This is a genomic window from Serratia proteamaculans (assembly GCF_004684015.1).
Classification (GTDB): domain Bacteria; phylum Pseudomonadota; class Gammaproteobacteria; order Enterobacterales; family Enterobacteriaceae; genus Serratia; species Serratia proteamaculans_F.
In genome coordinates, this window is record NZ_SRIA01000015.1 from 40161 (window position 1) to 67160 (window position 27000).

Annotated in this window: 26 protein-coding genes; 8 read left to right on the top strand and 18 right to left on the bottom strand. The window is 56.5% G+C overall.

Translation table 11 applies throughout. From position 1 onward, the window contains the following. Positions 1 to 24: 24 nt before the first annotated feature. The 6 genes from E5C26_RS10530 to E5C26_RS10555 all read right to left on the bottom strand — a co-directional run bounded on the left by E5C26_RS10530 (position 25) and on the right by E5C26_RS10555 (position 8594). Positions 25 to 1404: an MFS transporter gene (locus E5C26_RS10530; protein ID WP_135316249.1), complete on the bottom strand. Its 1380-nt coding sequence runs from the start codon at positions 1402 to 1404 to the stop codon at positions 25 to 27. A gap of 298 nt (positions 1405 to 1702) precedes the next feature. Further along, on the bottom strand, positions 1703 to 3349 hold the full coding sequence (locus E5C26_RS10535; RefSeq protein WP_135316250.1) for an HAL/PAL/TAL family ammonia-lyase: 1647 nt from the start codon (positions 3347 to 3349) through the stop codon (positions 1703 to 1705). Positions 3350 to 3399: 50 nt separating this feature from the next. Further along, the gene (locus tag E5C26_RS10540; protein ID WP_206194257.1) at positions 3400 to 4743 is read right to left on the bottom strand and encodes an MFS transporter; all 1344 of its coding nucleotides are present in this window, start codon (positions 4741 to 4743) and stop codon (positions 3400 to 3402) included. Next, complete coding sequence (locus E5C26_RS10545) at positions 4743 to 6395, bottom strand: urocanate hydratase (RefSeq protein WP_135316251.1); 1653 nt, start codon at positions 6393 to 6395, stop codon at positions 4743 to 4745. The genes E5C26_RS10540 and E5C26_RS10545 overlap by 1 nt, the downstream gene beginning before the upstream one ends. Further along, positions 6392 to 7483 carry a DUF917 domain-containing protein gene (locus tag E5C26_RS10550; protein WP_135316252.1) on the bottom strand — a complete coding sequence of 364 codons (1092 nt, stop codon included), beginning with the start codon at positions 7481 to 7483 and terminating at the stop codon, positions 6392 to 6394. Before E5C26_RS10550 ends, E5C26_RS10545 begins: the two co-directional genes overlap by 4 nt. A 214-nt stretch (positions 7484 to 7697) precedes the next feature. Beyond that, positions 7698 to 8594, bottom strand: a complete 897-nt coding sequence (locus tag E5C26_RS10555; RefSeq protein ID WP_135316253.1) for a LysR family transcriptional regulator — start codon at positions 8592 to 8594, stop codon at positions 7698 to 7700. Positions 8595 to 8768: 174 nt separating this feature from the next. Here E5C26_RS10555 and E5C26_RS10560 point away from each other — a divergent pair, with 174 nt between their 5' ends. After that, positions 8769 to 10148 (top strand): dihydroorotase, encoded by a 1380-nt coding sequence (locus E5C26_RS10560; RefSeq protein WP_135316254.1) that lies wholly within the window; start codon positions 8769 to 8771, stop codon positions 10146 to 10148. Then, positions 10145 to 11395: a Zn-dependent hydrolase gene (locus E5C26_RS10565; RefSeq protein WP_135316255.1), complete on the top strand. Its 1251-nt coding sequence runs from the start codon at positions 10145 to 10147 to the stop codon at positions 11393 to 11395. Before E5C26_RS10560 ends, E5C26_RS10565 begins: the two co-directional genes overlap by 4 nt. 124 nt (positions 11396 to 11519) lie before the next feature. Here the strand turns inward: E5C26_RS10565 and pckA are convergent, their stop codons facing one another. Beyond that, positions 11520 to 13139, bottom strand: coding sequence for a phosphoenolpyruvate carboxykinase (ATP) (gene pckA / locus E5C26_RS10570; RefSeq protein ID WP_135316256.1), 1620 nt, complete (start codon positions 13137 to 13139; stop codon positions 11520 to 11522). A 489-nt stretch (positions 13140 to 13628) separates the two neighbouring features. Between pckA and E5C26_RS10575 the strand changes: the two genes are divergently transcribed. Together E5C26_RS10575 and E5C26_RS10580 are read left to right on the top strand one after the other, a co-directional pair. Further along, entirely contained in the window at positions 13629 to 14972 is a 1344-nt protein-coding gene (locus E5C26_RS10575) for a 2-hydroxycarboxylate transporter family protein (RefSeq protein WP_135316257.1), read from the top strand. Between the two features lie 297 nt (positions 14973 to 15269). Then, on the top strand, positions 15270 to 16700 hold the full coding sequence (locus E5C26_RS10580) for a serralysin family metalloprotease (protein ID WP_135316258.1): 1431 nt from the start codon (positions 15270 to 15272) through the stop codon (positions 16698 to 16700). A gap of 151 nt (positions 16701 to 16851) precedes the next feature. Here the strand turns inward: E5C26_RS10580 and E5C26_RS10585 are convergent, their stop codons facing one another. Continuing rightward, on the bottom strand, positions 16852 to 17061 hold the full coding sequence (locus E5C26_RS10585; protein ID WP_135316259.1) for a hypothetical protein: 210 nt from the start codon (positions 17059 to 17061) through the stop codon (positions 16852 to 16854). 165 nt (positions 17062 to 17226) lie between these two features. On the opposite strand from E5C26_RS10585, the gene E5C26_RS24610 reads away from it, so the two are divergent. Further along, positions 17227 to 17397, top strand: a complete 171-nt coding sequence (locus tag E5C26_RS24610; RefSeq protein ID WP_167796637.1) for a hypothetical protein — start codon at positions 17227 to 17229, stop codon at positions 17395 to 17397. A gap of 33 nt (positions 17398 to 17430) precedes the next feature. On the opposite strand, the gene E5C26_RS24615 is transcribed toward E5C26_RS24610, so the two are convergent. Next, on the bottom strand, positions 17431 to 17568 hold the full coding sequence (locus tag E5C26_RS24615) for a hypothetical protein (protein WP_017892602.1): 138 nt from the start codon (positions 17566 to 17568) through the stop codon (positions 17431 to 17433). 18 nt (positions 17569 to 17586) lie between these two features. Beyond that, positions 17587 to 17679, bottom strand: a complete 93-nt coding sequence (gene yniD, locus E5C26_RS24785) for a small membrane protein YniD (RefSeq protein WP_409513905.1) — start codon at positions 17677 to 17679, stop codon at positions 17587 to 17589. A gap of 343 nt (positions 17680 to 18022) precedes the next feature. Between yniD and E5C26_RS10590 the strand changes: the two genes are divergently transcribed. Continuing rightward, on the top strand, positions 18023 to 18415 hold the full coding sequence (locus tag E5C26_RS10590; RefSeq protein WP_012144842.1) for an ASCH domain-containing protein: 393 nt from the start codon (positions 18023 to 18025) through the stop codon (positions 18413 to 18415). A gap of 1 nt (position 18416) precedes the next feature. Further along, positions 18417 to 19019 carry a C39 family peptidase gene (locus tag E5C26_RS10595; RefSeq protein ID WP_135316260.1) on the top strand — a complete coding sequence of 201 codons (603 nt, stop codon included), beginning with the start codon at positions 18417 to 18419 and terminating at the stop codon, positions 19017 to 19019. 54 nt (positions 19020 to 19073) lie between these two features. Here E5C26_RS10595 and E5C26_RS10600 read toward each other — a convergent pair whose 3' ends face one another. From E5C26_RS10600 to E5C26_RS10610, 3 genes are all read right to left on the bottom strand, one after another. Next, positions 19074 to 19313, bottom strand: a complete 240-nt coding sequence (locus E5C26_RS10600) for a YebV family protein (protein ID WP_012144844.1) — start codon at positions 19311 to 19313, stop codon at positions 19074 to 19076. A gap of 137 nt (positions 19314 to 19450) precedes the next feature. Further along, entirely contained in the window at positions 19451 to 20383 is a 933-nt protein-coding gene (locus E5C26_RS10605; protein WP_135316261.1) for a Csu type fimbrial protein, read from the bottom strand. Between the two features lie 18 nt (positions 20384 to 20401). Then, positions 20402 to 22747, bottom strand: a complete 2346-nt coding sequence (locus E5C26_RS10610) for a fimbria/pilus outer membrane usher protein (protein ID WP_135316262.1) — start codon at positions 22745 to 22747, stop codon at positions 20402 to 20404. Between E5C26_RS10610 and E5C26_RS24620 the strand changes: the two genes are divergently transcribed. Next, the gene (locus tag E5C26_RS24620) at positions 22746 to 22892 is read left to right on the top strand and encodes a hypothetical protein (protein ID WP_167796638.1); all 147 of its coding nucleotides are present in this window, start codon (positions 22746 to 22748) and stop codon (positions 22890 to 22892) included. The two genes, E5C26_RS10610 and E5C26_RS24620, sit on opposite strands and share 2 nt — an antisense overlap. Positions 22893 to 22895: 3 nt before the next feature. Here E5C26_RS24620 and E5C26_RS10615 read toward each other — a convergent pair whose 3' ends face one another. The 5 genes from E5C26_RS10615 to rsmF all read right to left on the bottom strand — a co-directional run bounded on the left by E5C26_RS10615 (position 22896) and on the right by rsmF (position 27000). Further along, the gene (locus E5C26_RS10615) at positions 22896 to 23660 is read right to left on the bottom strand and encodes a fimbrial biogenesis chaperone (protein ID WP_135316263.1); all 765 of its coding nucleotides are present in this window, start codon (positions 23658 to 23660) and stop codon (positions 22896 to 22898) included. Between the two features lie 23 nt (positions 23661 to 23683). Continuing rightward, entirely contained in the window at positions 23684 to 24232 is a 549-nt protein-coding gene (locus tag E5C26_RS10620; protein WP_167796639.1) for a Csu type fimbrial protein, read from the bottom strand. 5 nt (positions 24233 to 24237) lie between these two features. Next, on the bottom strand, positions 24238 to 24726 hold the full coding sequence (locus E5C26_RS10625; RefSeq protein WP_240775966.1) for a Csu type fimbrial protein: 489 nt from the start codon (positions 24724 to 24726) through the stop codon (positions 24238 to 24240). Positions 24727 to 24746: 20 nt separating this feature from the next. Beyond that, complete coding sequence (locus E5C26_RS10630; RefSeq protein WP_135316266.1) at positions 24747 to 25286, bottom strand: Csu type fimbrial protein; 540 nt, start codon at positions 25284 to 25286, stop codon at positions 24747 to 24749. A 277-nt stretch (positions 25287 to 25563) separates the two neighbouring features. Next, complete coding sequence (gene rsmF, locus E5C26_RS10635; RefSeq protein ID WP_135316267.1) at positions 25564 to 27000, bottom strand: 16S rRNA (cytosine(1407)-C(5))-methyltransferase RsmF; 1437 nt, start codon at positions 26998 to 27000, stop codon at positions 25564 to 25566.

Sequence of the window (27000 nt, forward strand, 5' to 3'; positions counted from 1 at the left end):
CGTCTACCTCTGTATTAATAAGAATTACCGGTTATTCATGGTGCGTGACAACGCAGGCAGATCGGTAATATCGATGCCTTTAACCATTTCAGCCGGATGTGCCTTTTGATGATTAATGATAGTGATCGCCGCCAGTAACGCCGGGATCGCCAGAATGATAAATATGCTGGTGGCACCGGGGAAAATCCCCAGTAACACGCCGCCCATTGACGAGCTGATAATGGCGCCGCTACGGCCGATGCCGTGCATCCAGCTGACGCCAGTGGCCCGCATTTCGGTGGGATAAAATGCCGGTGAGAAGGCCTGCAGACCGGTTTGTGCCCCGTTAATACAGATACCGCTAACAAAGACCAACACTGCCAGCGGCGTTGGGCCAAAGCCCCAGATACCCTGTGACAGCAGGCAGATCATGCCCATCAGATAAAACAGTCCGATCACCCGTTTGGCGACGAAGCGGTCCATCAGGTAACCCACCAGCAGGCCACCCAGGGTGCCGCCCAGTTGGAACAGACCGGCGATTATCGCGGCCCGCTCCAGTGAGAAACCGGCGCCGCGCACAATGGTCGGCAGCCAGCCGTTGAGCAGGTAAATCACGAACAGCCCCATGAAATAGGTCAGCCACAGCACCAGGGTGCCCCTGGCATAACCATGACTGAACAGTTGGAGTACGCGGGCTTTTTTGGGGATCACAGGGGTTTTCAGTATGAAGGTGGTTCCGGCGCTGAACACACCGCCGGCGCGGCGCAGGATTTTAGCGATTTTGTCCTTGTGATGGTTGCGTACCACCATATATAGCGTCGATTCCGGCAGGATCCAGACCAGCAGTGGCAGCAATACCAGCGGCATGATACCGCCGAAGAACAACACGGCCTTCCAGCCATAATGCGGCAGCATGCCGGCGGCAATGAATCCACCCGCACCGGAGCCGATATTAAAGCCACTGTACATCAGGGTAATCATCAGGCCACGGCAGCGTTCCGGCATATATTCCGACACCAGAGTAACGCAGTTGGGCATCACTGCACCCAGACCCAGGCCGGTAAGAAAGCGCAACAACGCCATTTCCAGCGGAGTGCGGGCGAAGGTGCTCAGCAGGCTGAACAGCGCAAAGCACAGAATTGACAGCAGCAGCACCTTCTTGCGGCCAAAACGGTCGGAATAGGGGCCGGCGATCAGCGCGCCCAAAGCGACGCCAAACATTGCAGCCCCGAGGATGGGGCCCATTTCGGCACGTGAAATACCCCAGTCTTCAATTAGTGCAGGGGCGATAAAACCCATCACTGCGGCGTCATAACCATCAAACATGATGATCATGAAACACAGAATTAATACCAGCCACTGATAGCCGGAAATGGGGCGGGAATCAATCCACGCTTTGACGTCGACAATGTTGCGGTTGCTCATCGGGTACGCTCTCTGTTTTTTTTATTAATATGTGATCGGATTAAAACTTTGGTTGCAGGTCGGAAACGTATTGAATGAGCGTCAGTGGGCATTGTCAGAATATTTATATCATTTATTTTATAAAAAACAGCTAATTGTATGATTTATGGCTGACGACTCAGTTACCACGTTAGGGACTGTGGCTGCCGGTGTCTGCCGGAAAATGATTAACGAGGTATGAGTTTTGTTTATTTGAACCCAAAATACGCAGGGCGCCGTGGGGCGCCCTGCGTTCAGGATGGGAGATGAAAATCAGGGACTATTTGTCGTATTGGCGCAGCACCAGCTCTGCGGCGGCGAAGTCGGGTGCCAGTGGGCGATCGGTTTCGATAAACGGCACCCGTTGGCGTACCGCCGCGTAAAGTGCCGCTGTCGGCGCGGAGAGAGTAAAGCCGTTGTGCCGCTGCTGGCGCAGGCTCACCGCCTGGGCGTCGTGCACCAGCAAGATACCCAGCAGTTGATAGGCGTTATCCACCTGCTGCTGAACGCGCTCGACCACCGACGGGGCGTTAGTGGCAATGTCTTCGATATCACCGGCCACCGGGAAGTAATCGAGCGACACCGGCATCGCCAGCTCTTTATTGCGCATCGCCAGCAGCATCACCGGTTTTTCCATCGCACCGAAGGCATGCACGGTGTGGTCGGTGCCAAGAAAGCGGGTCAGGCCGGTAAACGCCGGGTTATTCAGTTTCACCACCTGTTGGGCGCTGGCCAGCGAGTTGTGCGCCAGTGCCAGCCCCAATTGCTCGAAGGCCAGCACCCAGGGCAGTGGCTCAAAATTGGCGCTTGGCAGTACGGCACCCTGCAGGTTGCCTTCACTGACGTAGCCGACGGCTTCCTGGGGACGTTGTGATGGCGGTGTGATCCCCAGCGCCACGCCTGGGTTATCGTCGGAGCTGTTCAACTGCACCAGCAGCTGGTCATAGGCCAATTGATAGCTGCGCTGCAGTTCCGCTAACAAATAGACGCCGGAGCGGAAGCTGAGCGGATCCTGCAATGGGCGACTGTCGTCGTGCTGCCACAGGCTGGAGCCGACCAGCAGTTCGCGCAGGTTTTTCCCCATTGCCGCGACTTCCGGATAGGGCCGCAGCGCCAGGGCATTGGCCAGAAACGGCGATACGTTGCCGTTCAGTGCCTGCAGGCTAAGCGCATAGGTCAGGGTATTGACCTGCATCAGATGGGCCAGCGAATCCAGTGCCAGCGCGCCACTGGCCGCGGAATAGGCATTGGAACTGAGGATCGCCAGTGCGTCTTTGGCGTAAGGCGTGATGGCCGCTGTTTGGCTGTTTTGCAGTGCTGCTCTGGCGGCCATTTTGTTGCCTTGGTAATACACCTCGCCTTCGCCGAGCATCGCCAGCCCGACATGGCTGATCACCGTGATATCGCCTTCACCCACCGAACCGCCCGCCGGGATCACCGGAGTAATCCCTTTGTTGAGGAAGGCGACATAGGCGTCGACAATCGCCGGTTGAACGCCGCCGCCACCGCTCAGCAAGCCATTGAGCCGGGTGACCAGGGTGGCTCGTGCTACGCGGATGCTCATGGGGGCACCGATACCGCCAGCGTGGGCATGCAGCAGACCGACGTTGAATTTTTTCGACGCCTCAATGACCTCCTGCGTCAGCTTGCCATGCACGTCGACCATAGGCCGGTCTTTATTTAACCCGACACCGACCGTCAGGCCATAGATTTTCAAACCGTTCTGTGCCGCCTCGATCAGCACTTGACGTGACAATGTCACGCGTTTCAGGGCGGCAGGAGCGACGGCCACCGCTTCGCCATCGGCGACGTTGGCGATCATCTGTGGGGTAATCGAGTGGCCGTCGAGCGTGACGGTGGCCACTCCAAGCTGGCTATAACCGAACGTCAGCACGGCAAGCAGCGATAAGGCGAATTTTCCTGGCATGATAAATTAACCCTTGTTATTGATTATTATGATGTTGTATGACGCGGTGTTCAGGGCTGCCGTACCGGGTGGCGGGCGATCAAATACAGGGTGATCAATGCCAGCAGGCTGGCGATCATCACGTACCAGGCCGGTGCGAAACGGGTACCGGTATTCTGGGTCAGCCAGGTGAGGACAGCCGGAGCAAAGCCGCCGAACACCGTCACCGCCAGGTTATAGGACACCGACATACCGCTGGCTCGCACCTGGGTGGGAAAGAGTTCAGACAACGCCGCAGGTGCCACGCCGACGAACAGCGACACCAGTATGCAAAACAGCGTTTGCACCAGGATCAGCATCGCGGTGGTGTGATAGGCATCGAGCAACAACAACAGGGGGTAGCTGGCCACCAGCAGTAACAGCGCCCCGACCTGCAGGATTTTCAGGGTGCCAATCCGGTCTGACCAGGCCCCGGCTGCCACGCAGCACACCACCATAAAGCAGTTGCCGATCAGCGCGGCCAAAAACGCCTGGTGGCTCTCAAAGTGCATCACTCGTTGAACATAAATAGGCATGTAGATAATCAGCGCATAAATGCTTACTGCCCACAGAATAGACAGCCCGGTGCCGAGCAGCACCGCGCGGCGGTGGGTGCGGAACAGCAGCAACAACGGCATTTCCTGTTTCTGTGGCTCTCGCTGTTGCCGCGCCTGCTCTTCGGCAAACAGCGGCGTTTCTTCCAGCGTTTTACGCATCCACAGGCCAATCGGCGCGATCGACAGGCCGATGATGAACGGAATACGCCAGCCCCAGTCACCGACCTGTTCGTGGCTGAGCGTCAGCGTGACCGCCGTTGCCACCAGCGCGCCGAGGATATTGGAGATGCCCATGCTGGCCTGTAGCCATGAAGCGTATTGGCCTTTCTGATGCGCCGGGGCGTGTTCGATCAAAAATGCCGCTGCGCCACCCACTTCGCCACCGGCGGAAAAGCCCTGCAACACCCGGCCGCACAGGATCAGCAGCGGCGCACCGATACCGATAGCGCTGTACGGCGGCGCAAAGGCAATGATGGCGGTGCCGACCGCCATGGTCATGATGGTGAGCGTCAGGGCTGCCTTACGGCCGACCCGGTCACCATAAGCGCCGATCACCAAAGCGCCGAGCGGGCGAATAACAAAGCCGAGGCCGAAGGCCAGGAAGGCTTCAAACAGTTGGGTGCCCGCATCGTTCTGGTGGAAGAAGTTCTGCGCGATATACACCGCGAAGAAGGCGTATACCGAAAAGTCATACCATTCCAGCGCGTTGCCGATAGAGGCGGCAGCAATCGCTTTGCGCCCGCTGCGTTTGCGTGGCGTGACGGCGGCATCGGCGACCAGCAGGGGGGCGATGGGCGGAACCGTGCTTTTATTCATCATTATTCTCCGCGAGGCAGTGAGATATAGGGCAAGGACTTGTCAGCGATCTCGTCCAGAGACTCCTGATAACCGGCATCGGCGTAACGCATTACGCCAGTGCTGGTGTCGTTGGTCATCGACAGTTGCAGGCGTTGTGCCGCCGCCTCACTGCCGTCGGCAATGGTGGTGACGCCGGAGCTGGTCATGTAACCGCTATAACCGCCGCCACCGGAGTGGATCGCCACCAGATCGGCCATTGAGGCGCAGTTGACCAGCGCGTTGAGCAGCGGCCAGTCGGCGATCGCATCGGAGCCGTCCTTCATTTTCTCGGTCATGATATTCGGATGGGTCATCGCCCCGGCGTCGAGGTGATCGCGGGTAAAGGCTATCGGGCCGGACAGGCGGCCGTCTGCCACCATGCGGTTGACTTCCAGCGCCAGCTCGGTGCGTTCACCGTGGCCGAGCCAGGCGATACGCGCCGGTAAGCCTTCAAAGGGCACATGCTGACGCGCCAGGGTGATCCAGTTGCTGACGATGCGGTTGTCGGCAAAGCGCTCGAGCAAGTAGTCATCGATAACCCGAATATCGTCACTGTTGTTGGACAGGGCGATCCAGCGGAACGGGCCGATGGCGCGGCAGAACAGTGGACGCAGGAAGGCCTCGGTGAAAATGGGGATCTCGAAGGCACGCTCAACACCGCCCTGATGGGCGTGAGTGCGGATCAGATTGCCGTTGTCGAACACCACCGCCCCGCGATCCATAAAACCGAGCATTGCCTGTACATGCTGAACGATAGAACGGCGACTGGCGTCCATCAGCGCATTAATGTCTTCCTCGCGTTGCCGCGCCACCTGCTCAAGGCTGTAACCGGCGGGAACGTAGCCGTACACCAGATCATGCGCTGCGGTTTGGTCGGTCACGATGTCCGGGATCACACCACGCGCCAGGATCGCCGGATAGACTTCGGCGGCATTGCCCAGCAACGCGACCGAAAGGGATTCTTTACGCTGTTGAGCGCTGGCGATCATTGCCAGCGCCTGGTCGAGATCGGCCGCCTGGTACTGCAAAAATCCGTTTTTCAGCCGTTTGTCGATGCTGGCCTGGTTAACCTCGATGGTCAGGATCGCCGCGTTGGCCAGGGTGCCTGCCAGCGGCTGCGCGCCACCCATGCCACCCAGACCAGCGGTAAGAATAAAGCGCCCGCGCAGGTCGTTGTCGAAATGCCGTTCGGCAATGCGCGAGAAAATCTCATAGGTGCCCTGGATCACCCCTTGTGAACCGATATATTGCCAGTCTCCGGCGGTCAGGCCGCCCCAGCAGATCAGGTTCTCTTTTTCCCAGCGATAGAAGTTTTCCGCCTTTGCCCATTGGCCGACCATATTGCAGTTGGCCATGATCACCAGTGGGGCGTTGGCGTGGGTTTGCAACAGGCCAATCGGCTTGCCGGACTGCACCAGCAGAGTTTGGTCTTCACGCATGGTTTTTAACGCGTGAACGATGGCATCGTGTGACGGCCAGTCGCGCGCGGCGCGGCCCAGCGCGGCGTATACCACCAATTCATCCGGGTTTTCACCGACCGCCAGCACGTTTTCCAGCAGGCGCAGCAGCGCTTCTTGCCGCCAGCCAAGGCAGCGCAGCTGGCTGCCAGAGGTCACCTCAAAGGTTCTTTTCATGCGGCATCTCCTGCTGGCAGGTAACTGCGCAAATCGATCCCCAGGGTTTTCTCCACCGGAGGATAGACCGCCGGATCGGTGACCGATGACGAGAGGGGGAACTGCGAGTGATGCATATGGAAAATCACCACTTCCATGCCGGGTTTCAATTGGCCGGCGCTGATCGGGTTACCGGCGCCGTCGAGCGTGGTGATCACGTCCGGGTAGCTGGCGATCCGTTCACCGTGTGCATCTTCCACCGCCATGTGTTCGTTCATGATATGGATACGGCGCAGATCCTTACCCTGACCGAGGGTCACGATGCCGACGTCAAACGCCTCTTCGGTATAACGCAGGCTGTTGGCTGTGACCACGCCACTGCCAATAATCTGGCCACCGGTATGACGGCAGATAGCATCCACCACGCCGTTGCCCCGTGCTGCCAGAATGCTTTCACCCAATGAGATCGCCTGGCTGATGCCCCCCAGCGCCGCGTGTTGACGTACATAGGCGGCCGGTATCGGGTTGCGACAGCTGGCGATAAAACCACCGGACATGTCGGCCGCCTTGCGCAGCACCGGCGATACTTTGGCCGTGGCGCCTTTCACCACCAGTTCGATATAGGCATTATTGGCGCGGTTGCCGCCGACGGCGGCCTGGATCATCGGCTGCGGGCTGGAAGCCAGGCCGATGGAGCCCATATCGCCGGTCGGATGGGCACGCAGATCGCCGACCGCATCGACTACCTTGCAACCGAGCACGGCGGCAGGCAGCCAGCCGTTGAGGGTGCTGGACATACCGTTCTGGCCGACTATCAGCCCGGCGATCGGGGCGCCCAGCTCTTGCTGCACCAGTTGCACCGCCTTGACGTAGTCGACGCCGAGCATCTGCCAGTCAGTCAGGCCGCCGGGGGCCCCAATGGCTGCTGCGGTGGCTATCCAGGCGTCATCGGCCAATTCGTCGAGGCTGACCAGCTCCGGGCGGCCGATGGTGACTGCCAGCCGCCCCAGCTCCAGGCCGTGGGCTACCCAACCGCCACCGCCGCAGGCAAATACCGAACCGCCTTTTACCGCGGCCTCCACATCATTAAGTGTTAAAACACGCCCCATGGTCTGTGCTCCTGAAAGTATCGGTGAGATTGCGCTTGAATGAATAATCTATGAATAGTTGCGCTACCGGAATTCGATACTAGGGGGCGGCCTGGTAAAATGTCGCATTACTTTTTATCACCAGCGTATAACAAAATGTTAACCCATTTGGCGGGTGAATGAATTAAACCGCCATCATCCTGGATAGCGGCGTCAGAGAGAGCGGTAAAAAGACTTAGCGTGACCAGTGGATCTGCACCGACTCCAGGGTGGCGATAAACGCCTGGGCCAGGCGTGACAGGGGCTCGTACATGCCATGCACGATGCTGATGGGGGTTTTGGCGGTGGGTTCTATTGGCCGGAAAACCACTTTGGTCCACACCGGGCCGTTGGCGGTGATTTCGTCGATCAGCGCGATGCCCACCCCGGCCTGTACCAGCGCACAGGCTACGTGGATCTGCTGCACCTCGACGGTAGGGCGCAGGATCATATCGGCGTCATCCAGTAGTTTGCGTACCAGTTGGCCAATCGGGATCTCGGTGCCGTAGCCGATAAACGGCTGGTCGATCAAATCCTCGATGCTAATCACATTTTTGGCGGTCAGCGGGTGGGTGGCAGGCAGCGCCACCACCAGCCGGTTTTCGTAGAGCTGGCGCGAATGCACATTCGGATGGCCTTCATGCAGAAAGGCGACGCCCAGTTCGACCTGTTGCGTCAGTACCGCCTGCAGCAACACGTCCGGGATCATGGTGTGTAAAATCACCCGCGCCTCGGGCAACTGTGCATGGAACCTGGCGATGGCGCTGGGGATCAGGCCCTGGCCCAGGCTCGGGCTGCAGGCGATGCGCAGGTGACCCATGCGGTTTTGGATCAAATCTTCGGCCACTTCGTTGACCCGCTGTACCCCCTGATACACCGAGTTGACTTCGACAAACAGATGGCGTGCTTCTGGCGTTGGGTACAGCCGCCCCTTGATACGTTCAAACAAGGTCAGGCCTAACCGTTGCTCGGTATAGGCGATCAACCGTGATACCGCGGGCTGCGACACATGCAGCAATTTGGCGGCGCCGCTGATGGAACCGGTCAGCATGATGGCGCGGAACACTTCGATTTGTTTGAGGTTTAAACGCACAAGCCCTCCACAATGGTTAACATTTTGTTATGCATGAGTGATAAACAAGCATAAGACAGAATAGACAGCCTCACCCTACACTGGCCTTGGTATCGGCACAATCGGCCGATTGAAAAGCTGAGAACCGTGCATTTTTATGCAGCTATCGGGCGAATTAAAATAAGGGGAGGCGCTATGAATTTAAGTCAACGGCCAGAGCTGGTGGTCAGGGGCAACCTGGTGGATGCCGAACGGGTGACGCCTGACGGCTGGCTGGCGATCGCCGGCGGTAAAATCATTGGCAGCGGCAGCGGGCAGGCTCCTGAGGCCGAACAGGTGCTCGACGCCAGCGGCAAGTGGATCTTGCCGGGGGTGATTGACGGGCAGGTGCATTCGGGTAGTCAGGCCAACCAGGAAGGCCTGGGTTGGGCATCGCGGGCGGCGGCGGCGGGCGGCATCACGGTGATGGTCGATATGCCTTATGACGATCCGCAGCCGGTGGCCTGCCGCGCCTTGCTGGAGGCCAAAATTGCAGAGGTAGAGCGTGACTGCCATGTCGACGTGGCGCTATTTGGCACCCTGAACCCCACCTACGGCTTTGACGCCGCTGCGGGTCTGATCGAGGGCGGGGTCTGCGCCTTCAAGTTCTCTACCTTTGAAGCCACGCCGGGCCGTTTTCCTCGCGTAGATGAAGATGACCTGATGCACGCCTTTCAGCTGATAGCCCCGACCGGACTGGCCTGCGCGGTGCACAACCAGATGCAGGAACTGACGCGCAAGAATATCCAGCGGATGACGGAAGCGGGTGACACCGGCTGGGATGCCTTTATGCGCGCCCACACACCACTGATCGAAAATCTGGCGACGGCGCTGATTTATGAGATGGGGGCAGAAAGTGGTGCGCGCGCCCATGCGGTTCACGTTTCCACCTCACGCGGTTTTGAGTTGTACCGCATGTATCAGCAAGCCGGCTATCCGGTCAGCATTGAGACCTGCGTGCAATATCTGATGCTGAACCACGAACAGCACACGCGCCAGTTTGGTGCCAAGACCAAGCACTACCCGCCGATCCGCCCGAAAGCCGAAACCGAACTGCTGTGGAGCCATATTGCACAGGGCAACTGCACTTTTGTTTCTTCCGACCATGTCAGTTGGGGGCTGGAACGCAAAGGGGATGCCAACGTGTTCAAAAATGCCTCCGGCGGACCGGGGCTGGAGACGTTGTTACCGGCCCTGTGGACCGGGTGCGAGCAACATGGCATCGCGCCGACGACCGTGGCGCAATTGCTGTGTCGCAATCCGGCACGTCATTTTTTGCTCGACGATCGCAAAGGGGGCTTTGATAGCGGTATGGATGCCGACTTCGTTATTTTGAAACCCGAACATTACCGCTTTGACCCGGCCAATAGCCTGTCGGCGGTGAAGTGGAGCGCCTTTGAGGGGATGGAATTCAGCGTGCGGGTGGAAACCACCTATTGTCGCGGCCAGGCGGTATTCGCCAACGGCCAGATTGTTAATTCGCCGGGTGCCGGTCAGTTTTTGCGCCCGCATACCGCTCAAGGGGAAGGCCAATGACCGAATTAATCAATAGCGAGCGTTTGTGGGCCAGGGTTAATCATCTGGCGCAGATGACGCTGCCGGAGGTGCCCTGGACGCGTCGCGCCTTTACACCGTTGTTCAGCGAGGCGCGAGTCTGGCTGGCGGAACAAATGAAGCAGGCCGGACTGACGGTAACGCTGGACGAGGGGGGCAATCTGATCGGCCGTCGCGCCGGGCTGCGTCAGGATTTGGCTCCGATAGTGACCGGTTCGCATTGCGATACCGTGGTTGGCGGTGGCCGCTACGACGGTATTATCGGCGTGCTGGCGGGCATCGAGATCGCCCACTGCCTGCATCAGCAGGCGATCAGTTTGCAGCATCCGTTTGAGGTGATCGATTTTCTGTCCGAGGAGCCGAGTGATTACGGCATTTCCTGCGTCGGCAGCCGAGCGCTTTGTGGTGAACTGGACAGCGGCATGCTGGCGGCGAAGAACGCGCAGGGAGAAACGCTGGCGGCAGCGATGACGCGAATCGGCGCTCAGCCGGAAAAACTGAACCAGCCACTGCGCTTGCCCGGTGGCACTGCCGCTTACGTTGAGTTGCATATCGAACAGGGGCCGGTGCTGGAGCGTCAGCAATTGCCGATTGGCGTAGTGACGCACATTGTCGGCATTCGCCGGGTGTTGGTGACGGTGATTGGCCAGCCGGATCACTCCGGTACCACGCCAATGGATATTCGTCGCGACGCGCTGGTGGGGGCGGCGCAGGTGATCGAACAGGCGCATGCGGCAGCCTCGCAGCAGAGTGGTAATCCGCATTATGTGGTGGCGACCGTGGGGCGGATTGCCATGACGCCCAATGTGCCCAACGCGGTTCCGGGCCGGGTGGAGCTGATGCTTGAGGTGCGCAGCGATAGCCAGCAGGTGCTGGACAGTTTCCCTGAAATACTGCTGGAAAGTTGTCAGCAACGTTTGCAGAGTCTGGGATTGCAGGCGGAGTTGCAGCATGTCAGTCGGGCACGGCCCACGGCCTGTGCGGAAAAGGTGATGCAGGCGATCGATGCTGCGGCGCAGTCGCTCGGGCTGGCCAGCCGTCGTTTGCCAAGCGGTGCCGGACATGACGCGGTGTATATGGCGCCCACCGGGCCGGTAGGAATGGTGTTTATTCCCTGTCTGAACGGGCGCAGCCATTGCCCGGAAGAGTCGATTACCGAGCAACAGTTGGCTGACGGTGCCAGGGTGCTGGCCCAGGCGCTGATCAATCTGGATCAGCAACTGGCGTAAAAAGGGGGCCGATTGGCCCCTTGAGTGCTGAAAACCTGCTGTAGGGGACGAACATGTTCGTCCCAATACGCAAGTGGGCGCAGCATGCGGCGCCCCTACCATTTAACCACCAGCTCTTGCAGCCTTAGAGTTTAGGACCGGCGCTGACCAGCTTTTCACCCGCCGGTGTCACGGTGTATTTGGCAAAGTTATCGATAAAGCGCTGTGCCAGATCCTGAGCTTTCTCTTGCCACAAGGATTCGTCGGCGTAAGTTTTACGCGGGTCGAGGATCGAAGGGTCAACTCCCGGCAGCGCGGTCGGGACTTCCAGGCCAAAGATAGGCAGGGTGAAGGTCTCGGCGTGTTCAATCTCACCGTTCAAAATGGCGTCGATGATGCCGCGCGTGTCCTTGATGGAAATACGCTTGCCGCTGCCGTTCCAACCGGTATTCACCAGATAGGCCTGCGCTCCGGCCGCCTCCATACGTTTCACCAACACTTCGGCGTACTGCGTCGGGTGCAGCGTCAGGAATGCTGCGCCGAAACAGGCGGAGAAGGTTGGCGTTGGTGTGGTGATGCCGCGCTCGGTACCGGCCAGCTTGGCGGTAAAGCCAGACAGGAAATGGTACTGAGTCTGTTCCGGCGTCAGGCGTGATACCGGCGGCAATACCCCGAAGGCATCCGCAGTCAGGAAGATGATTTTTTTCGCATGGCCGGCCTTGGACACTGGCTTGACGATGTTTTCGATATGCTCAATCGGGTAGGAGACGCGGGTATTTTCAGTTTTGCTGGCGTCATCGAAATCAATGCTGCCGTCGGCCAGCACCTGCACGTTTTCCAGCAGCGCGTTACGACGGATAGCCTGATAGATCTCAGGTTCTGCCTGTGGCGACAGCTTGATGGTTTTGGCGTAGCAGCCGCCTTCAAAGTTGAACACGCCGTCATGGTCCCAGCCGTGTTCATCATCGCCGATCAACTGGCGCTTGGGATCGGTGGAGAGGGTGGTTTTCCCGGTGCCGGACAGGCCAAAGAACACCGCAACGTCACCCTGTTCGCCGACGTTGGCCGAACAGTGCATCGAGGCAATACCCTGCAACGGCAGCAGGTAGTTCATGATTGAGAACAGGCCCTTCTTCATTTCGCCGCCGTACCAGGTGCCGCCGATCAACTGAATACGCTCGGTCAGGTTAAAGGCAACGAAGTTCTCGGAATGCAGCCCCTGCTGTTGCCAGTCCGGGTTGGTGCATTTGGCCCCGTTCATCACCACGAAGTCCGGTTCGAAATTCTGCAGTTCTTCATCCGTCGGGCGGATAAACATGTTTTTGACAAAGTGCGCCTGCCAGGCCACCTCGGTGATGAAACGCACCTTCAGGCGGGTGTCGGCGTTGGCGCCGCAGAAAGCGTCCACCACAAACAGACGCTTGCCGGAAAGCTGATTACCTACCAGCGTTTTCAGATGCTGCCAGACTTCTGGCGACAGCGGCTGGTTATCGTTTTTGCCGGTGCCGTTATCGGACCACCAGACGGTATCGCGCGTGGTGTCGTCACGCACGATGTATTTATCTTTCGGTGAACGACCGGTGAATTCACCGGTATCGACGTTGACCGCACCCAGGCGGGTCAGCGTACCGCGTTCCAGCGCCGGCAGGTCGGCACGGGTTTCCTCGGTAAACAGCTGTTCGTAGCTTGGATTATGGACGATTTCGGTAGCCTGATGGATGCCGTAACGGGCCAGTGTTTGTGGGGTAATCGCGATTGAAGACATATCCTACTTCCTTATTAGTTCTATGCCTGCAGACTTTCGGCCTGTCGCGCTGTTGCGACAATCTGAAAGCCATGGAGCATATATTATTGCCTGTTTTCTGCACGGTGCCGCGTACAAAAGCAGGCTCGGGTACAGCTGACCGGATTCAGCTAATTACCGCTCCGGTTCTCATTAATAAACGCACGGATTTTTACTTCCATCTATAGCATAGCAGCGAATTTACGCCTGATTATTTTAATTACAAAATGCTGACGATAATTAATTAAAACCAACATCTGTGGGGGCTCACAATATTGAATTAATAAGGCGCCATTTTGTTTTGTATTTTTATTTTTTATCATATCTTCTGGGCTGTCCACTATTTTTATCATTATAAAAAATCAAATTTTCCATCGTGTCTATGATAATGATTTGAGTTAACTCCTTAAATTATTTCATATGTCTTTAGACGAGCCGCTCCACACTGAACACTGGTCAGCAGGGTGAATAATGAAACAGATAAATGCAGAAATTGCCTGTGAGAAAGAGACGTTGCAGCCTGATTCATCAGGATTAATTAACCAATTCCGGCAAATGAATATCGGTGCCGTGCCGGTGGCGTTGTTTATCACCATTTGTGCCATTGTCACCGTGTCGTCTTATGCCAATTTTTTACCCAAGAATATGATTGGCGGCCTGGCGGTAATTATGACGCTGGGTTTTGCATTGGCGCATTTGGGCAAAAGTATCCCGGTGTTGCGTGATATCGGTGGCCCGGCCATCCTGTGTCTGATGGTGCCTTCGGTGCTGGTCTATTTTAATTTCTTCCAGCCGAACGTGATGGGCACCGTCCATCTGCTGATGAAAGATGCCAACCTGCTGTATTTTGTTATCGCCAGCCTGGTGGTCGGCAGCATTCTTGGCATGAACCGGGTGATCCTGATCCAGGGCATGATCCGCATGTTCGTGCCTTTGGTGGTTGGCACGGTGACGGCGGTGGTGACCGGGTTGCTGGTGGGTAAGCTGTTTGGTTTTACCTTCTATCACACCTTCTTCTTTATCATTGTGCCGATTATCGGTGGCGGTATCGGCGAGGGCATCTTGCCGCTGTCGCTGGCCTATTCGGCGATCCTGGGATCGACGCCGGATGTTTACGTGGCGCAATTGGCACCGGCGGCGGTACTGGGCAATATCTTCGCCATTGTGGCGGCTGGCGTATTGGCCCGTCTGGGGATGAAGCGTAAGACGCTGAGCGGTGACGGCATGCTGATCCGTTCGGCGCAGGACAACGCGGTGTTTGCTATCAAGGAAACCAGTGGCAACGTTGATTTCCAACTGATGGGTGGCGGGTTGCTGGTGATCTGCGCGTTCTTTATTGTTGGCGGGTTGTTCGAACATATCGTCCATATTCCCGGTCCGGTGCTGATGATTCTGTTTGCGGTGCTGTGCAAATATTGCCGGGTGATCCCAACTTCAATGGAAACCGGTGCGCACAGTTTTTATAAGTTTGTTTCAACCGCGCTGGTGTGGCCGCTGATGATTGGCCTGGGCATGCTGTACGTACCGCTGGAAAGCGTGGTGGCGGTGTTCTCGGTAGGTTATGTGGTGGTCTGTGGTTCGGTGGTGCTGTCGATGGGGCTGGTGAGCTTCCTGATTGCGCCTTACCTGAAAATGTACCCGGTTGAAGCGGCCATCGTCACCTGCTGCCACAGTGGGTTAGGCGGGACCGGTGATGTGGCGATCCTTTCCGCGTCCAACCGTATGGGATTGATGCCGTTCGCGCAAATCGCCACGCGCATCGGCGGTGCGTCCACCGTGATTGGCGCCACGCTATTGTTGGGTTGGTTAATCTGAGGCCAGATTAAATAATGGATGCCGGGGTGAATTGTCCCGGTTTTTATTTTGCTAATAATAAGCACTCAAACAGGTTTGAAATCGGTGAGATTATTTTTTATCAGATAATTCTGTATTTTAATCAAAAGTGGCTATTCTTTTATTTAAGGGATTATCGTTCTCATTAAGAGTGCTCATGGAGGGCGCCAGCCGCATTACCGAAATCCCCGTATTTATCCAGCACCGGACCACGGCCATCAAGGCCATCCGTCAGTGATGTCTTCGGCACGCTGAAATGACAAATATGGAGATACAGGTATGTCATCAAATAATCAATCGGCTAACGCTTCCGCTGAAGCTATCAGCGTGTTGGCCCTGCAGGGGGCTTATAAACCCGATAGCGATCCGCTGCTGAATGTAATTCATCCCTCAAAAAGCTTCGAGAATGCGGGGCTGGAGCTGATTCGCGGCGACCGGAGTTGGCACGACAAAGGCGTGACCGACACCGCGGTTAACCTGAGTTACAGTTTTTGGGAACAGGCACCGGGCAATATGTCGAGCATGGCGATCAGTGGGTTCAGCAGCTTTAATCAGCAGCAACGCGAACAGGCGAAACTCTCACTGCAATCCTGGTCAGATGTTGCCAATATCACCTTTACCGAAACCAGCAACACTCAAAGCGCCAATATTAAGTTTGGCCTGTTCGATGTCAGCTCGCGTGGTTCTTATGCTTTCGCTTATAACCCGGATACTTCTGCCTCGGTGGCGGGGCAGACCTGGTATAACGCCAAAAGCAATGTGTTCGCCAATAACCTGATTAACGAAAACGAATATGGCCGTCAGACGTTAACCCATGAAATTGGCCATGCGCTGGGGTTGCAGCACCCTGGGGACTACAATGCTGCACCGGGCGTTAGCATCACTTACACCAAAGATGCGACCTATTTTGAGGACAGCCGCGCCCACAGCGTGATGAGTTATTTCAGCGAGAGCAGTACGGGCCAGGATTTTCAGGGGGCTTACTCTTCCGCTCCCTTGTTAAATGACATTACGGCCATCCAGCATTTCTACGGTGCCAACATGAGCACCCGCAGCGGGGATACGGTTTACGGTTTTAATTCCAACACCGATCGCGATTTCCTCACCGCCACCCATGCGCAGGACAAAATCGTGTTTAGCGCCTGGGATGCCGGTGGCACCGATACCTTCGATTTCTCCGGCTTTAGCCAAAATCAGCGTATCAACCTCAACGAAAAATCGTTCTCCGACGTAGGCGGGCTGAAGGGCAACGTTTCTATTGCTGCCGGCGTGACTATCGAAAACGCTTTTGGCGGTGCCGGAAACGATGTGCTGATCGGCAACGACACCAATAACATTTTGATGGGCGGCGCCGGTGACGACATTTTGTATGGCGGTGGCGAGTCGGATCATTTGTTTGGTAATGGGGGCAAAGACACCTTCGTTTATTTCACGGCCAACGAATCACGCGCTGATGCCCCAGACTGGATCGTGGATTTTGTCAGCGGTGAAGATAAAATTGATCTGTCGCTGTTTAACACCGGCAGCAAGAATGGCATCGAATTTGTCAGTCAGTTTAGCGGCAAGGCTGGTGAGGCAATGTTGAGCTACGACGCGCAGGCGCACGTCAGCGATTTGGCCATCAATCTGGGCGGCGGGTTTGACGCTAGCGATTTTCTGGTGAAAGTGGTGGGGCAGCCGCTGGAAACCAGTGATTTCGTGCTGGCCTGAGGCCAGATAGCAATAAAAATTCGGTATTAGGAGGAAAAACCCGACAATTCCTATTAATTCCGTCATGTTAGCCTGACATAATTGCGTACAGAAGGCTGGGCTTGCATACCTCGGGCTTCTGCTGAATCGCCAACCTTATTCGGTTGGCGATTCATTTTCCATCTTTCAGCATGTTGATCGCGGCACCAATCAGGATCCGTCGTTCAATATCGTGACAGTCGGCCAGTTGCCGCGCCAGGTGTTTCGCCAACGTTTCTACCGATAAGACCTCGCCGCGATGGCGTAACTGCATCACGCTGTCGCCGATCAAGCGAGCCACTTCATCCCACACCGGTTTTATCTCCTGCTCCGAGAACATCATCGCTTACCTCGGCTGGCTGATTTTTGGTCAATGTAGCAGTTGGGCCAGGGGTTCGCCACCGCACCGATCGCACAATATTAAAACAGGAAGCATAAAAAACAAGCCATCAGTATTTCTTCTGGTTTTTTCACTCAATACTGACAGTGTTGAATCTGTGGAGGGTGAATGATGAAACTGATCGAGCAACTGGCTGAGTACCATCGCCGGAGCCAGCCGGCAGAAGTGCCACAGTGGCTGTGTCGTCTGTGGTTGCCGCAAGGGGAAGCGAGGATTGCCTATTTGCGCGAGCTGCTGGAGCCGGAAACCAAACAACCCGCAGAGCGGGAGCGGGGATAAAGTGGTGTGAGCCAGTGTTCGGCCGAACTGGCATTACTCAAGAATATCTTCGATCTCTTCGAGTACCTGATGACCCAGCTCAGTGGTGATCATCAATATACCGCAGACCAAAATCACCAGCGCCAGTAGCAGTAAGGCGATCTGTACCCCGTTGCCGTTTCGTTTTGCCATCTTTTTTGCTCCCTGCCATTAGCCAAAGACTATCGCCGCCCAGCGCAATAACAGCAGGGCGAGACAGATCAGCAACAGTATCAAAAACATCTTCCAGTGTTTGGTTCTCATGCGTTTGGTTGCCAATGTGACCTCCTGTTTTACCGATCAGCTGAAATACCAGAAGGCGATAATAAAGATAACAATCACCACCACTGCCAGTACCTTTAACAAGGCGCTGAAAGTGTCATCGGAATTTTGGTCGTCATACTTCATTTTGCCGCCTGGCCGATAGCCATGGAGTGAATTGCGTTCACAGTATGCCTGTTGTCCAGGTGCAGGCACAGGGATTTACCGTAAATAGCCTGTAAAGCTGTGGGATTAGAGGATTGAGGATGAATTCGGCAGGTGCAGGCAGCGGGGAATACGTTGTACTATTCTGTCTGCACAATGATTCATTCAATAAGGTATGGCAATGGCGAACGAAATTCCGAAGAAATACGAAAACACCGAACGTTGGGCGTTTGGCAACACTGAGCAGCAGGCTGATGAGGTGGTCAAACTGATCCTCAACGGGACCAAGACGGCCACCTGCGCCAATCTTGACGGTGAAGGCATCCCGTTGGCTGGCGATGTGTTTGTGGTGGTTGATGGTAAAGGCAACCCGGTGTGTGCGGTAGAGCTGACGTCGGTCGAGATGAAAACCTACGATCAGGTTGATGAAGCCCATGCTTTTGCTGAAGGTGAGGGTGACCGTTCCCTGGCCTACTGGCGCAAAGAGCTGCAGAGCTTCTTCGAAGAATATGAGCTGTTCTCACCGGATATGACGCTGGTGCTGATGAATTTCAAAGTGGCAGAGACTTTCTGATTTGACCTCCTCTGTCCCTTACGTCTGTCAATGGGCGACGCCCGAGCTGGCGGCAGCATTGATTGCCGGTCGAGCGACGCTGGCGGATGACCCCAACTGGGCGCTCAGTGGCGCACGCGATCGGGCGGAATATATCGAGTGGGCCAATCACGTCTGTGGCATGGCCTGCCTGAAAATGGTGCTGACCCATCGCGACGGGGATGCGCCGTCACTGCTGGAACTGGCTCGCCGCAGCCTGCCGTACGGCGCTTACGTACGGGAAGGTGAGCGTATCAAGGGGCTGATTTACGCGCCATTTGTCGACTATGTGCGTGAGCAGTTTGCACTGGAGGCCGAGGTGCGGGTCGGTGTTGAGGCAGAAGCATTGCCACAGTTACTGGCGCAGCGGCGTTATTTTATCGCCTCGGTGCATCCCGGCATTCGCCGGCCCGAGCAGACGCCGCCGCAGCGGGGGGGCCATCTGGTGTTGGTTACCGCCGTTGAGGGCGATGGTGTGACCTTTCACAATCCTTCCGGTGACAGCCCGGCTACGCGCCAACAGGTGACCTTGCCGCTGGGCAGTTTTGGCCGTTTCTTCGCCGGCCGCGGTATTGCTATCGCATAAAAAAACGCGCCGTGCTCCTGAGGGGACACCGCGCGTTCTTCAGTTTTTCATCGTTCATTCTAAACGCATCACCCAGGCATCGCTTTGCCGATCGTAATGTTGCTTATACAACAGCGATTGCTTGCCATCGAGTATCGCCGGAATGCTGGTGTGCTCATCCCAACCGTCTAACTGCATGCACAGATCGGGATCCGACTTGCATGGGATCGCCAGCGTACTGGCCTGCTCGGGCGAGGAGGACAAATGCGCATCATCGACTTCGAAACTGCCTATTTTTACCACGGTTTTGCCCATTGGAACTCCTAGTTTGATGTTCTGGTATGAGGTGTGACCAGTTGAAGCCGTCATCATCAGCATAGTCAAATGAGCAAAAAATGCCACATAAAAAATACAAACTGGAAACATTGACGATCCGTGGCTAGCGGCCGGGCTTAATACTCAACCACAAAACTGATGTTGTCCTGATAGGTGCCGACCGGTACTTCGGTTTGCGCCGGGTTGATTTGCGCCAGGTAAGGGATGCTTTGTGCCAGTCCGGTACCCGCTCCGGCTTGCTTGTTGGTGCTGTTCCACACCGTGGTGCTGTTGGGCAGGTAAATTTGGTACTGCATATAGTTACTGGTGCCGTTTTTCATGCGCCGCCAGCCGGTCACCGGGTTATTGCCGTCGGTAAAGTAGGTGTTGTAGCCTTCGGTTTTGGTGCAGGTGAGGGTGATGCTCTGGTTCACCGGGTTAAACTGCCCGACCAGCGCCATGCTGCCAAAGTTGACGTTTTGCGCGGTGCCGAACAGGCAGTCTTTGGTGAGCGTCAGGCTAATCGTCACGGTACTGGGTTTATTGGTGCCATCCCACCAAATGCACAACCCAATCAAGCCCAGGCCGCAAATATGGTAGTTCCATACCAGATTGACCGTATCGGTATAGGTACCGGAGCGGACGTTGGCCCCGGCGGTGGTCTTGATATACAGCGGAAAGTTGACGTTGGGCGAGATAAGGATCAGCGTCAGCAGGTTCAACGAACTGTAGTCGATGGTTTGCCCGACGCTGTAGGGATATTGGTAATTGGCATCGGGGTAAATCAGATAAGGAATGGTATCGCCGGAACCGTCGGTGTTGGCCAGCGCCATATTGTGTGTGGTTGAGTTAATTTTTACCGTCACGGTATTTTGCGTCAGCAATGACAGACCAAGGCCGCTGCAGTTGAGTCCGGCAGTGCCCTGCGCGCTGAGTGAGCCATTATAAACCGCGAAAGTACTGCTGCCTGGCAAGGTGACGCTGCCGTTGGCGGTAACGCAGTCGGCCAACGCCTGTCGGCCGATGAGCAGCAGCAGCGCCAGTAATAACGCTTTGGATCCATGAATCATATTTTTCTCCATCATCAATTACTGGCAAACAATGGGCCCGATACTTTGGACACCCTGGGTTTTGGTCAGGCTAAATTGTGCCTGACAGGGGGCGCTGCCGTCGGCCGGAATGACGCTCAGCCGGTTTTGCCGTTGTACCGGATCTACATAGACCATGCCATCCCAGCCGACATAGCTTTGCTGGTCGCTACCGATAACCGCCACTTCGCTGCCGTTGGCCAGCGGTTTCCCCTGGGAGTCGACCAGTTTGACATCGGCAGCGGAGATTTGCTGAACAGGAAAATCGACCAGGAAGCCGCTGTGATCGCGGATCGCCACGGTTTTCTCCACGTTGGGAACTGCGACGTCCGCCGGCAGATTAAGCGGATCGATTTGGAATTTGGCGTGGTAATAGGAGGTGACGGTCGGCACCAGCAGATAGCCTTTGGCGTTGGTCACGCCGATTAACTGATTTTCATAGCGCACCGGAATGTCCGGGTAGCCGTCGGTAGAGATCAGCGCAAAAGCATCGTTGATGGTGTTGGTGGCGTACAGATCGCCTTGCATCGCCACCAGTGAACCGCTCACTTCGCCCCAGCGGGTGTAATCATTGCTGTTGCCGTACATCCCGCCGCGGGCTTCGAGCAGGCGGGTGCGCCAGGTGATATCGGCCTGGCTGTAGCTTTCACTGCTTTGCCCGTCGGCATAGGCCAGGTTCCAGCCTAAACCGCCGTCGGTCGGTGCGGCGCGGCTGTAGCTGACGCGTTGGTTCCAGCGGTTATTATTGTCACGTGAGGCGCTGACGCTGGCGGTACCCCAACTGTCGAACGGGATAGACAGTTGCAGTTGGGCGCTGTAGCCGCTGCTGCCAATTTCACGGTTCACTGACGCATACAGGCTGGTATTGCGCCACAGTGAAATGCTGTAAGAGAAGTTAACCAGGCGAGTGCGCAGGCCAATGGCATCACGTACATCGAAATACCCCGCGCCGATGCTCCCGAATCGGTTCAGACCAAGACTGCCGGTCAGTTGATCGGTACGGCGGCTCAGGCGATAGTCGCTTTTATACACCGAAATATCGCCAAAACCTGCACTGCGCAGGATACGCTGGGCATTCAGGCTGTAATAGCGATTGCTGTAGGTGTAGCCGATGCTGCTCTGATCGCCATGGTTGGTGCTGTACTGATAAACCGGCTGCGGATCGGGTTGCGCAATAGGTTGACCGGTCAGCGGATCGTAGTAGTTGCGTTGCTGCGAAGGCTGATAATCGTTAAAGGCATGGTCGCCGGCCTGACTGTAGCTGTAAGAGGCATTGAATACCCCCCACTGGCCAACACGAATATTGGCCCCTGCGCCGCCCACGGCCAACTCTGCGGCACCTTCGGCACGGCCTTCCAGGGTTAACCAATCCGTGACGCCGTAACGCCCGCTACCACTGGCCACCCATTGTCCATAATCGGCTGAATTAATACCATAATTGCGCCGTAGCGCTCCGCTGGACAGGCTGAAATCGCTCATACCGGCCTGCAACAGATTACTGGCCACATAAAACGGCACTACGGTGCTGACTTGCCGGCCCAGCGCGTCGGTAGTCACCACCGTGGCCTGCCCGGCGCCGTTAATGTAGGGCACGGTATTGAGGGTGAAGGGGCCGGGGTTAACGCTGGTGCTGCTGTTTTTATAGCTGTTGATATACAGATCGACGCTGCTGGGCAGTGCCGCCTGGCCGGAAAACTGTGGCAGCGGATAGGTAATCAGATCCGGGCGTGAGGCAAAATTTCGCGCCAACTGGACGCCGCCGATGCGCACCGAGCTGCTCCAGGTTAACGCGCCGGTGGCGAGATCGCCGGCGGTATAGCTGAGCAGGCGTTCGTCATCGTTATAGCGCCACTGGCTGTCGTAGCGGATATAGCGGTTGTCCTGGTCACTGTTGGCAGTGGTGTTAAAGCTGCCGCGAAAAATACCGGTATTGGACACTACGCCAAAGCCGTCGAACAGTCGCTGTTCACTCCAGGCGGAAAGATAGCCAGGCTGGCCGTCGGCGCTGCTTTGACTGGCGTAAAGATCGTAATTGAACAACAGACCGAGGCTGCTTTGTGCCGGTAGACGATCCAGCGGGTTTTGAGCGTTGAATTTCTGATTGGGTAGCCAGTCGTTGGGGACGTTGATCATCAGTTGCTGGGTGTCGCCACTGTAGGTGACGTCCACTTTCTCTAATTGGTCGACCGCAATTTCTTTCGCCTGTTTATCCGCTACCGGCAGGCCTGCATCGAGCAACTGCTGCGGCGTAAGGTAATAGTGGCCGCCTCGGTAGTTCACCGGCACCACTTTGCCGGTCTGACGACCATTGATCACCGGCTCCAGATACAAGGTGGTGTCCGGCATGCTGATGGCGCTGGGTGGGGGCGGTAAATCATCGGCGCAGGCGTACGGTGACCACGGCGTGGCCACTGCACAGAGTACGGCGAAGGCTAACGGTTTGAGCCCGAACCCGTTACGCCTGGGTGACGGTATCCTGGTTTGCACCTGACCCTCAGTAAGCAGGCAGGGTTATTGGCTGTTTATTGTCGTTGACCGTGGCTTGCAGTTGACCGCTGCTGAAGCTGCCAGAGGCCGGTACGGCAAAGCGCATCTGCGAGCCGGGCAACACGTAACCCATCAGGCCGGCATTGAGCGTCTTCCCCTGCATTGTCACTTTGGATATGCGTGCGTGTACCGTGCCCTGGTTGCGCACCTCCAGCCAGCGCTGGCTGCTTTGCTGCAACAGTCGGTAGCTGAGTTGCGGTTGGCTGGCGGTGGCATAATCGCGCGGCTTCTCTGAGTCCTGCTTGGTCCAGACGCCTTTGCCGCTGACAAACAGCGGTACCGAATAGCGCATCTGGAATTTCAACCCCATTTGTGCGCCGTTTGGTGTGGATTGGCTGCCTGAATCTTTCACCGGGACTTCATCAATCAGAATACGGTAGGCACGCTCCTGGCCGGCAGGCGGCGGGGTTTGCTTAACCAGGCGGATCAGTTGGCGTTTGCCTGGGGCAATAGAGGCTACCGGCGGGCTGGCGATCACTTCGCTCTGGTTGCTGTAATCGTCTTTGCCGGCGGTTTGTTTCCAGCCGAGTACGCGAACTTGCATATAGACAGGTTTAGTGTCGCGGTTTTCCAGCCACAGCGCCGTTGCAGGCTGTTGATCTTCAATGACCGGGTCAATGGGCCAAATCAGGATCGAGGCGGCGGCCAGCGCCTGTTGCTGGCCGACAATCAGCAGTGCTGCCGTCAATGGCAGTCGGAAGGGTATACGCATGGCTAAATCCTTATTTCAAAATACTAATAAGTGACCGTCAGTAAGACCGTATCGCTGTAAGTGCCACTGGTGGGCAGGGTACTGGTCGAGAACAAACGGGCATAAACTTTTATTTCCTGGGTGCTGCCGGTGGCAGCAACGATCTCAGTGCTGCCGCCGTTGGTGCCATCGCCCCAAATAGTAGAATAGTTACTGTCCTGATAGAGTTGATAAATCAGGGTTTCTGGGGTCAGAGTGTTTTTTAATTTGCGTCCGGCGGAGATGGAGCCGGTGACGTTGTTGCCGATGCCAAGCGCCAGCGTGACGCTCAGACCAGGATTACAGCGAAACAGCACGGAACCGGCCCCGGCGCTGGAAACAATGCTGATGTTGCTGGCTAATGAAGAGACCTGACCAAAGCTGAGGTTGCCGAAAGTGGTGACGTCGCTGCTGCCGCTACCCAGAATGCAGCCTTTAACCACCGTCGCGTTGACGGTCATTGCCTGGGTCTTTTGCTGATCGTTGACGCCGGTGTCGCCCAGTACTGGCGGCGTTATCATCCAGAGCAGTAAACCACCGCTTAAAATACGCATTGCCATTACCAATTGATGGTGACCTGCACGGTATCGGTGTAGCTGCCGATCGGCGGGGTGGATTGCACCGGGATCATGCCGTACACCGGCAACCAGTTATCCTGACCGTTGGCGGTTTGCGACACCCCGGTCAGGTTATCCCAGATGGTGCTGTGCGAACTGTTGGTATACAGGTTGTAGTTCACCTGCTGGCCGGCGGCACTTTTCAGATAGCGGGCAGCGGTGTTGCCGCTTTGTCCCCCGTTAAGCAGGACATTGTAGCTGGTACCATTGTTGCACTTGACGCGAATGGCCCCCGCGTTTTGCTGGCCGGCTACGCTGACACTGGTCGTGAGGAAATAGACCGTACCGAAGTCCAGTGAGCCAAAGCTGACATTACCCCCCGAGCTGCTGCCGGCTTCACATGCCTTCAACAAGGTGGCGCTGACGCCAATCGTGGCGGTTTTGCTATCGGCATTTACCGCCAGACTTAACGCCAGCAATCCACAGCCCAAAACAACACCCTGCCGCACTGTTACCAGGTTACCGTCATGGTCACCGTATCGTTGTAGGTATCAGGATCTGGCGTGGTAGCTGCCGCCGGGACACGTCCATAGACAATCAATGGAACCGCTGCGCCGGTACCGGTGCCGGTCAGGGCGTTGGCACCGGTGGACCAGGCGGTAGCGCGGGCCTGATCCTGGTAGAGGTTGTACTTGATCAAGGCACCCGCCGTACTGGCCATTTGGCGCTGGTTACCGGCACCTACGTGCAACCCGTTGTTTAACGCTACGGTGTAGGCAGTGCCCGTGGTACAGGTCAGTGACAGGGTACCTGCACCGCCGGAACCGGTTGCGCTGGCGTCGATAATGTTGGACAGGGAAGAGTAGGTGCCGAAGCTAATGGCGCCAAAGTCGTTGACGCTACCCGCGCTGTCACCGCCGCCGACTACGCAGCCTGCGCCAATGGTTAAGGTCACACCCAGGTTACCCTGAATAGTGCCCGCTGCGTTGGCTGCGCCACTAGCGCACAGCAAGGTGGCTGCCGAGGTCAATGCCATCAGAATTTTTTTCATGTCTTTTTCCTTGCCGTGTTAAAGGTGAGCCCCAAAAGACGTCATCCAGAAAAGGATAAACGCATTAATTTATTTACAGTTTAATTAATAGAGTAAGAAGTCGGAATTGTCTTGGTGAAAGGCTGAAAATTTTCTTTATTTTGAAAGGCGTCGTTATCTTCTCAAGGGAAGGGACGAGAATACCCAGCGGGTAAAATGATTAGAATAATAATATTCTCCTGTCGGAATATTATTAGCGGTATTAACTGGCCGGGATTTTCCGGCCAGTGACAGAGGATTACTGATGAAAATCCAATACGCCGTCACGAACCAGTTCGCGCGGCAGGTTGTTTTTGATCCGGCTGCCAATGCGTTTGGCGATGCCCAACGGTTGTTGCTGGTAGGTGACAATACACTCATCGGTCTGCGGCGGTGGCTCCGGGTACAGATCACGGCCGTGGAACCATTCTTGCGCCAGTGTGGCATCCAGTTCAAAACGTTGTTTGCCGTCGGCCACCGCCAGTGCGATAACTGCCTCGTGCTGCCAACGGTAACCTTTGGTGAAACGTTCGGCCAGTTTAAGCCCGATACGCGAGAAACGTATTTTATTAACCAGCGCTTCCAGTTCGGCAGGGAACAGCCAGATTTCTTTATCGCGTGCCCACAGGCGGCTGGTTTCATCCCAGACCAGGCCGGAAGCCGCTGCGGCCTGAGCTACCTCGGCCGAATCCTTGCCAGATAGTGGGGTGAACGGGAATTTGCCCAGCTTATAGCTCGGTTTCGCCAGTGGGGCGACGGAGTGGTGCTTGCGCAAGCGTGCCACGAAGAAGCCTTCGCTGTCATAGATTTGCGGGAACACATGCAGAAAGCCTTCGGCCGTTAACGCCTGTTTAGCGCCGGGGAACAAGTCACCCAGCGGTTCAATGCTGACCGCATCGCCGTAGGTTGCCAGCAGTCCGTTGACGATTTGCTGGTTTTCCTGCGCGTTGAGCGTGCAGGTGGAGTAGACCAGCACGCCACCCGGGGCCAAAGCATGGAAGGCGCTGTCGATCAGTTCGCGTTGGGTTTCGGCAATGGCGATGACGCTTTCCGGCGACCAGTTGCTCATGGCGTCCGGATCTTTTCGCACTACGCCTTCACCGGAACAGGGGGCATCGAGCAAAATGGCGTCGAAGCTTTCCGGCAACGCCGCACCGAATACCCGGCCGTCAAAATGGGCCAGGGCCACATTTTTCACGCCACAGCGGCTGATGTTGGCGTGCAACACCTTGACCCGACTGGCAGAGTATTCATTGGCGACAATGCCCCCCTGGTTGTTCATCAATGCTGCAATCTGGGTGGTTTTGGAACCCGGCGCCGCAGCGACGTCCAGCACCCGGCGCGGCATTTCCGTATCGGCGAACAAGGCACTCACCGGCAGCATCGAGCTGGCTTCCTGAATGTAGAACAGCCCGCTCAGGTGCTCCGCCGCACTGCCCAGCCGCAGTTCTTCGTCCTCACGTTCGATCCAAAAACCTTCCGCACACCAGGGGATAGGATCCAACTGCCAGCCATAGTCCTGTACCAGCGTTTGAAAATCGGCAACGCTGATCTTCAGGGTATTAACCCGCAGGCTGCGGCGCAGTGGGCGTTGGCAGGCGGCAATGAAATCGTCCATCGACAGGTCGGCGGGCATGATGGCGCGCGTCGCGTCAAGAAAGGCGGGCGGCAAAAAAACGCAGGCAGGTTTGGCCAC

Excerpts from the sequence above, each read along its gene's own strand:
- E5C26_RS10530 (WP_135316249.1), bottom strand. The coding sequence starts at position 1,404 with ATGAGCAACCGCAACATTGTCGACGTCAAAGCGTGGATTGATTCCCGC.
- E5C26_RS10535 (WP_135316250.1), bottom strand. The coding sequence starts at position 3,349 with ATGCCAGGAAAATTCGCCTTATCGCTGCTTGCCGTGCTGACGTTCGGT.
- E5C26_RS10540 (WP_206194257.1), bottom strand. The coding sequence starts at position 4,743 with ATGATGAATAAAAGCACGGTTCCGCCCATCGCCCCCCTGCTGGTCGCC.
- E5C26_RS10545 (WP_135316251.1), bottom strand. The coding sequence starts at position 6,395 with ATGAAAAGAACCTTTGAGGTGACCTCTGGCAGCCAGCTGCGCTGCCTT.
- E5C26_RS10550 (WP_135316252.1), bottom strand. The coding sequence starts at position 7,483 with ATGGGGCGTGTTTTAACACTTAATGATGTGGAGGCCGCGGTAAAAGGC.
- E5C26_RS10560 (WP_135316254.1), top strand. The coding sequence starts at position 8,769 with ATGAATTTAAGTCAACGGCCAGAGCTGGTGGTCAGGGGCAACCTGGTG.
- E5C26_RS10565 (WP_135316255.1), top strand. The coding sequence starts at position 10,145 with ATGACCGAATTAATCAATAGCGAGCGTTTGTGGGCCAGGGTTAATCAT.
- pckA (WP_135316256.1), bottom strand. The coding sequence starts at position 13,139 with ATGTCTTCAATCGCGATTACCCCACAAACACTGGCCCGTTACGGCATC.
- E5C26_RS10575 (WP_135316257.1), top strand. The coding sequence starts at position 13,629 with ATGAAACAGATAAATGCAGAAATTGCCTGTGAGAAAGAGACGTTGCAG.
- E5C26_RS10580 (WP_135316258.1), top strand. The coding sequence starts at position 15,270 with ATGTCATCAAATAATCAATCGGCTAACGCTTCCGCTGAAGCTATCAGC.
- E5C26_RS10585 (WP_135316259.1), bottom strand. The coding sequence starts at position 17,061 with ATGATGTTCTCGGAGCAGGAGATAAAACCGGTGTGGGATGAAGTGGCT.
- E5C26_RS24610 (WP_167796637.1), top strand. The coding sequence starts at position 17,227 with ATGATGAAACTGATCGAGCAACTGGCTGAGTACCATCGCCGGAGCCAG.
- E5C26_RS24615 (WP_017892602.1), bottom strand. The coding sequence starts at position 17,568 with ATGGCAAAACGAAACGGCAACGGGGTACAGATCGCCTTACTGCTACTG.
- yniD (WP_409513905.1), bottom strand. The coding sequence starts at position 17,679 with ATGAGAACCAAACACTGGAAGATGTTTTTGATACTGTTGCTGATCTGT.
- E5C26_RS10590 (WP_012144842.1), top strand. The coding sequence starts at position 18,023 with ATGGCGAACGAAATTCCGAAGAAATACGAAAACACCGAACGTTGGGCG.
- E5C26_RS10600 (WP_012144844.1), bottom strand. The coding sequence starts at position 19,313 with ATGGGCAAAACCGTGGTAAAAATAGGCAGTTTCGAAGTCGATGATGCG.
- E5C26_RS10605 (WP_135316261.1), bottom strand. The coding sequence starts at position 20,383 with ATGATTCATGGATCCAAAGCGTTATTACTGGCGCTGCTGCTGCTCATC.
- E5C26_RS24620 (WP_167796638.1), top strand. The coding sequence starts at position 22,746 with ATGCTGATGGCGCTGGGTGGGGGCGGTAAATCATCGGCGCAGGCGTAC.
- E5C26_RS10610 (WP_135316262.1), bottom strand. The coding sequence starts at position 22,747 with ATGCCGGACACCACCTTGTATCTGGAGCCGGTGATCAATGGTCGTCAG.
- E5C26_RS10615 (WP_135316263.1), bottom strand. The coding sequence starts at position 23,660 with ATGCGTATACCCTTCCGACTGCCATTGACGGCAGCACTGCTGATTGTC.
- E5C26_RS10620 (WP_167796639.1), bottom strand. The coding sequence starts at position 24,232 with ATGCGTATTTTAAGCGGTGGTTTACTGCTCTGGATGATAACGCCGCCA.
- E5C26_RS10630 (WP_135316266.1), bottom strand. The coding sequence starts at position 25,286 with ATGAAAAAAATTCTGATGGCATTGACCTCGGCAGCCACCTTGCTGTGC.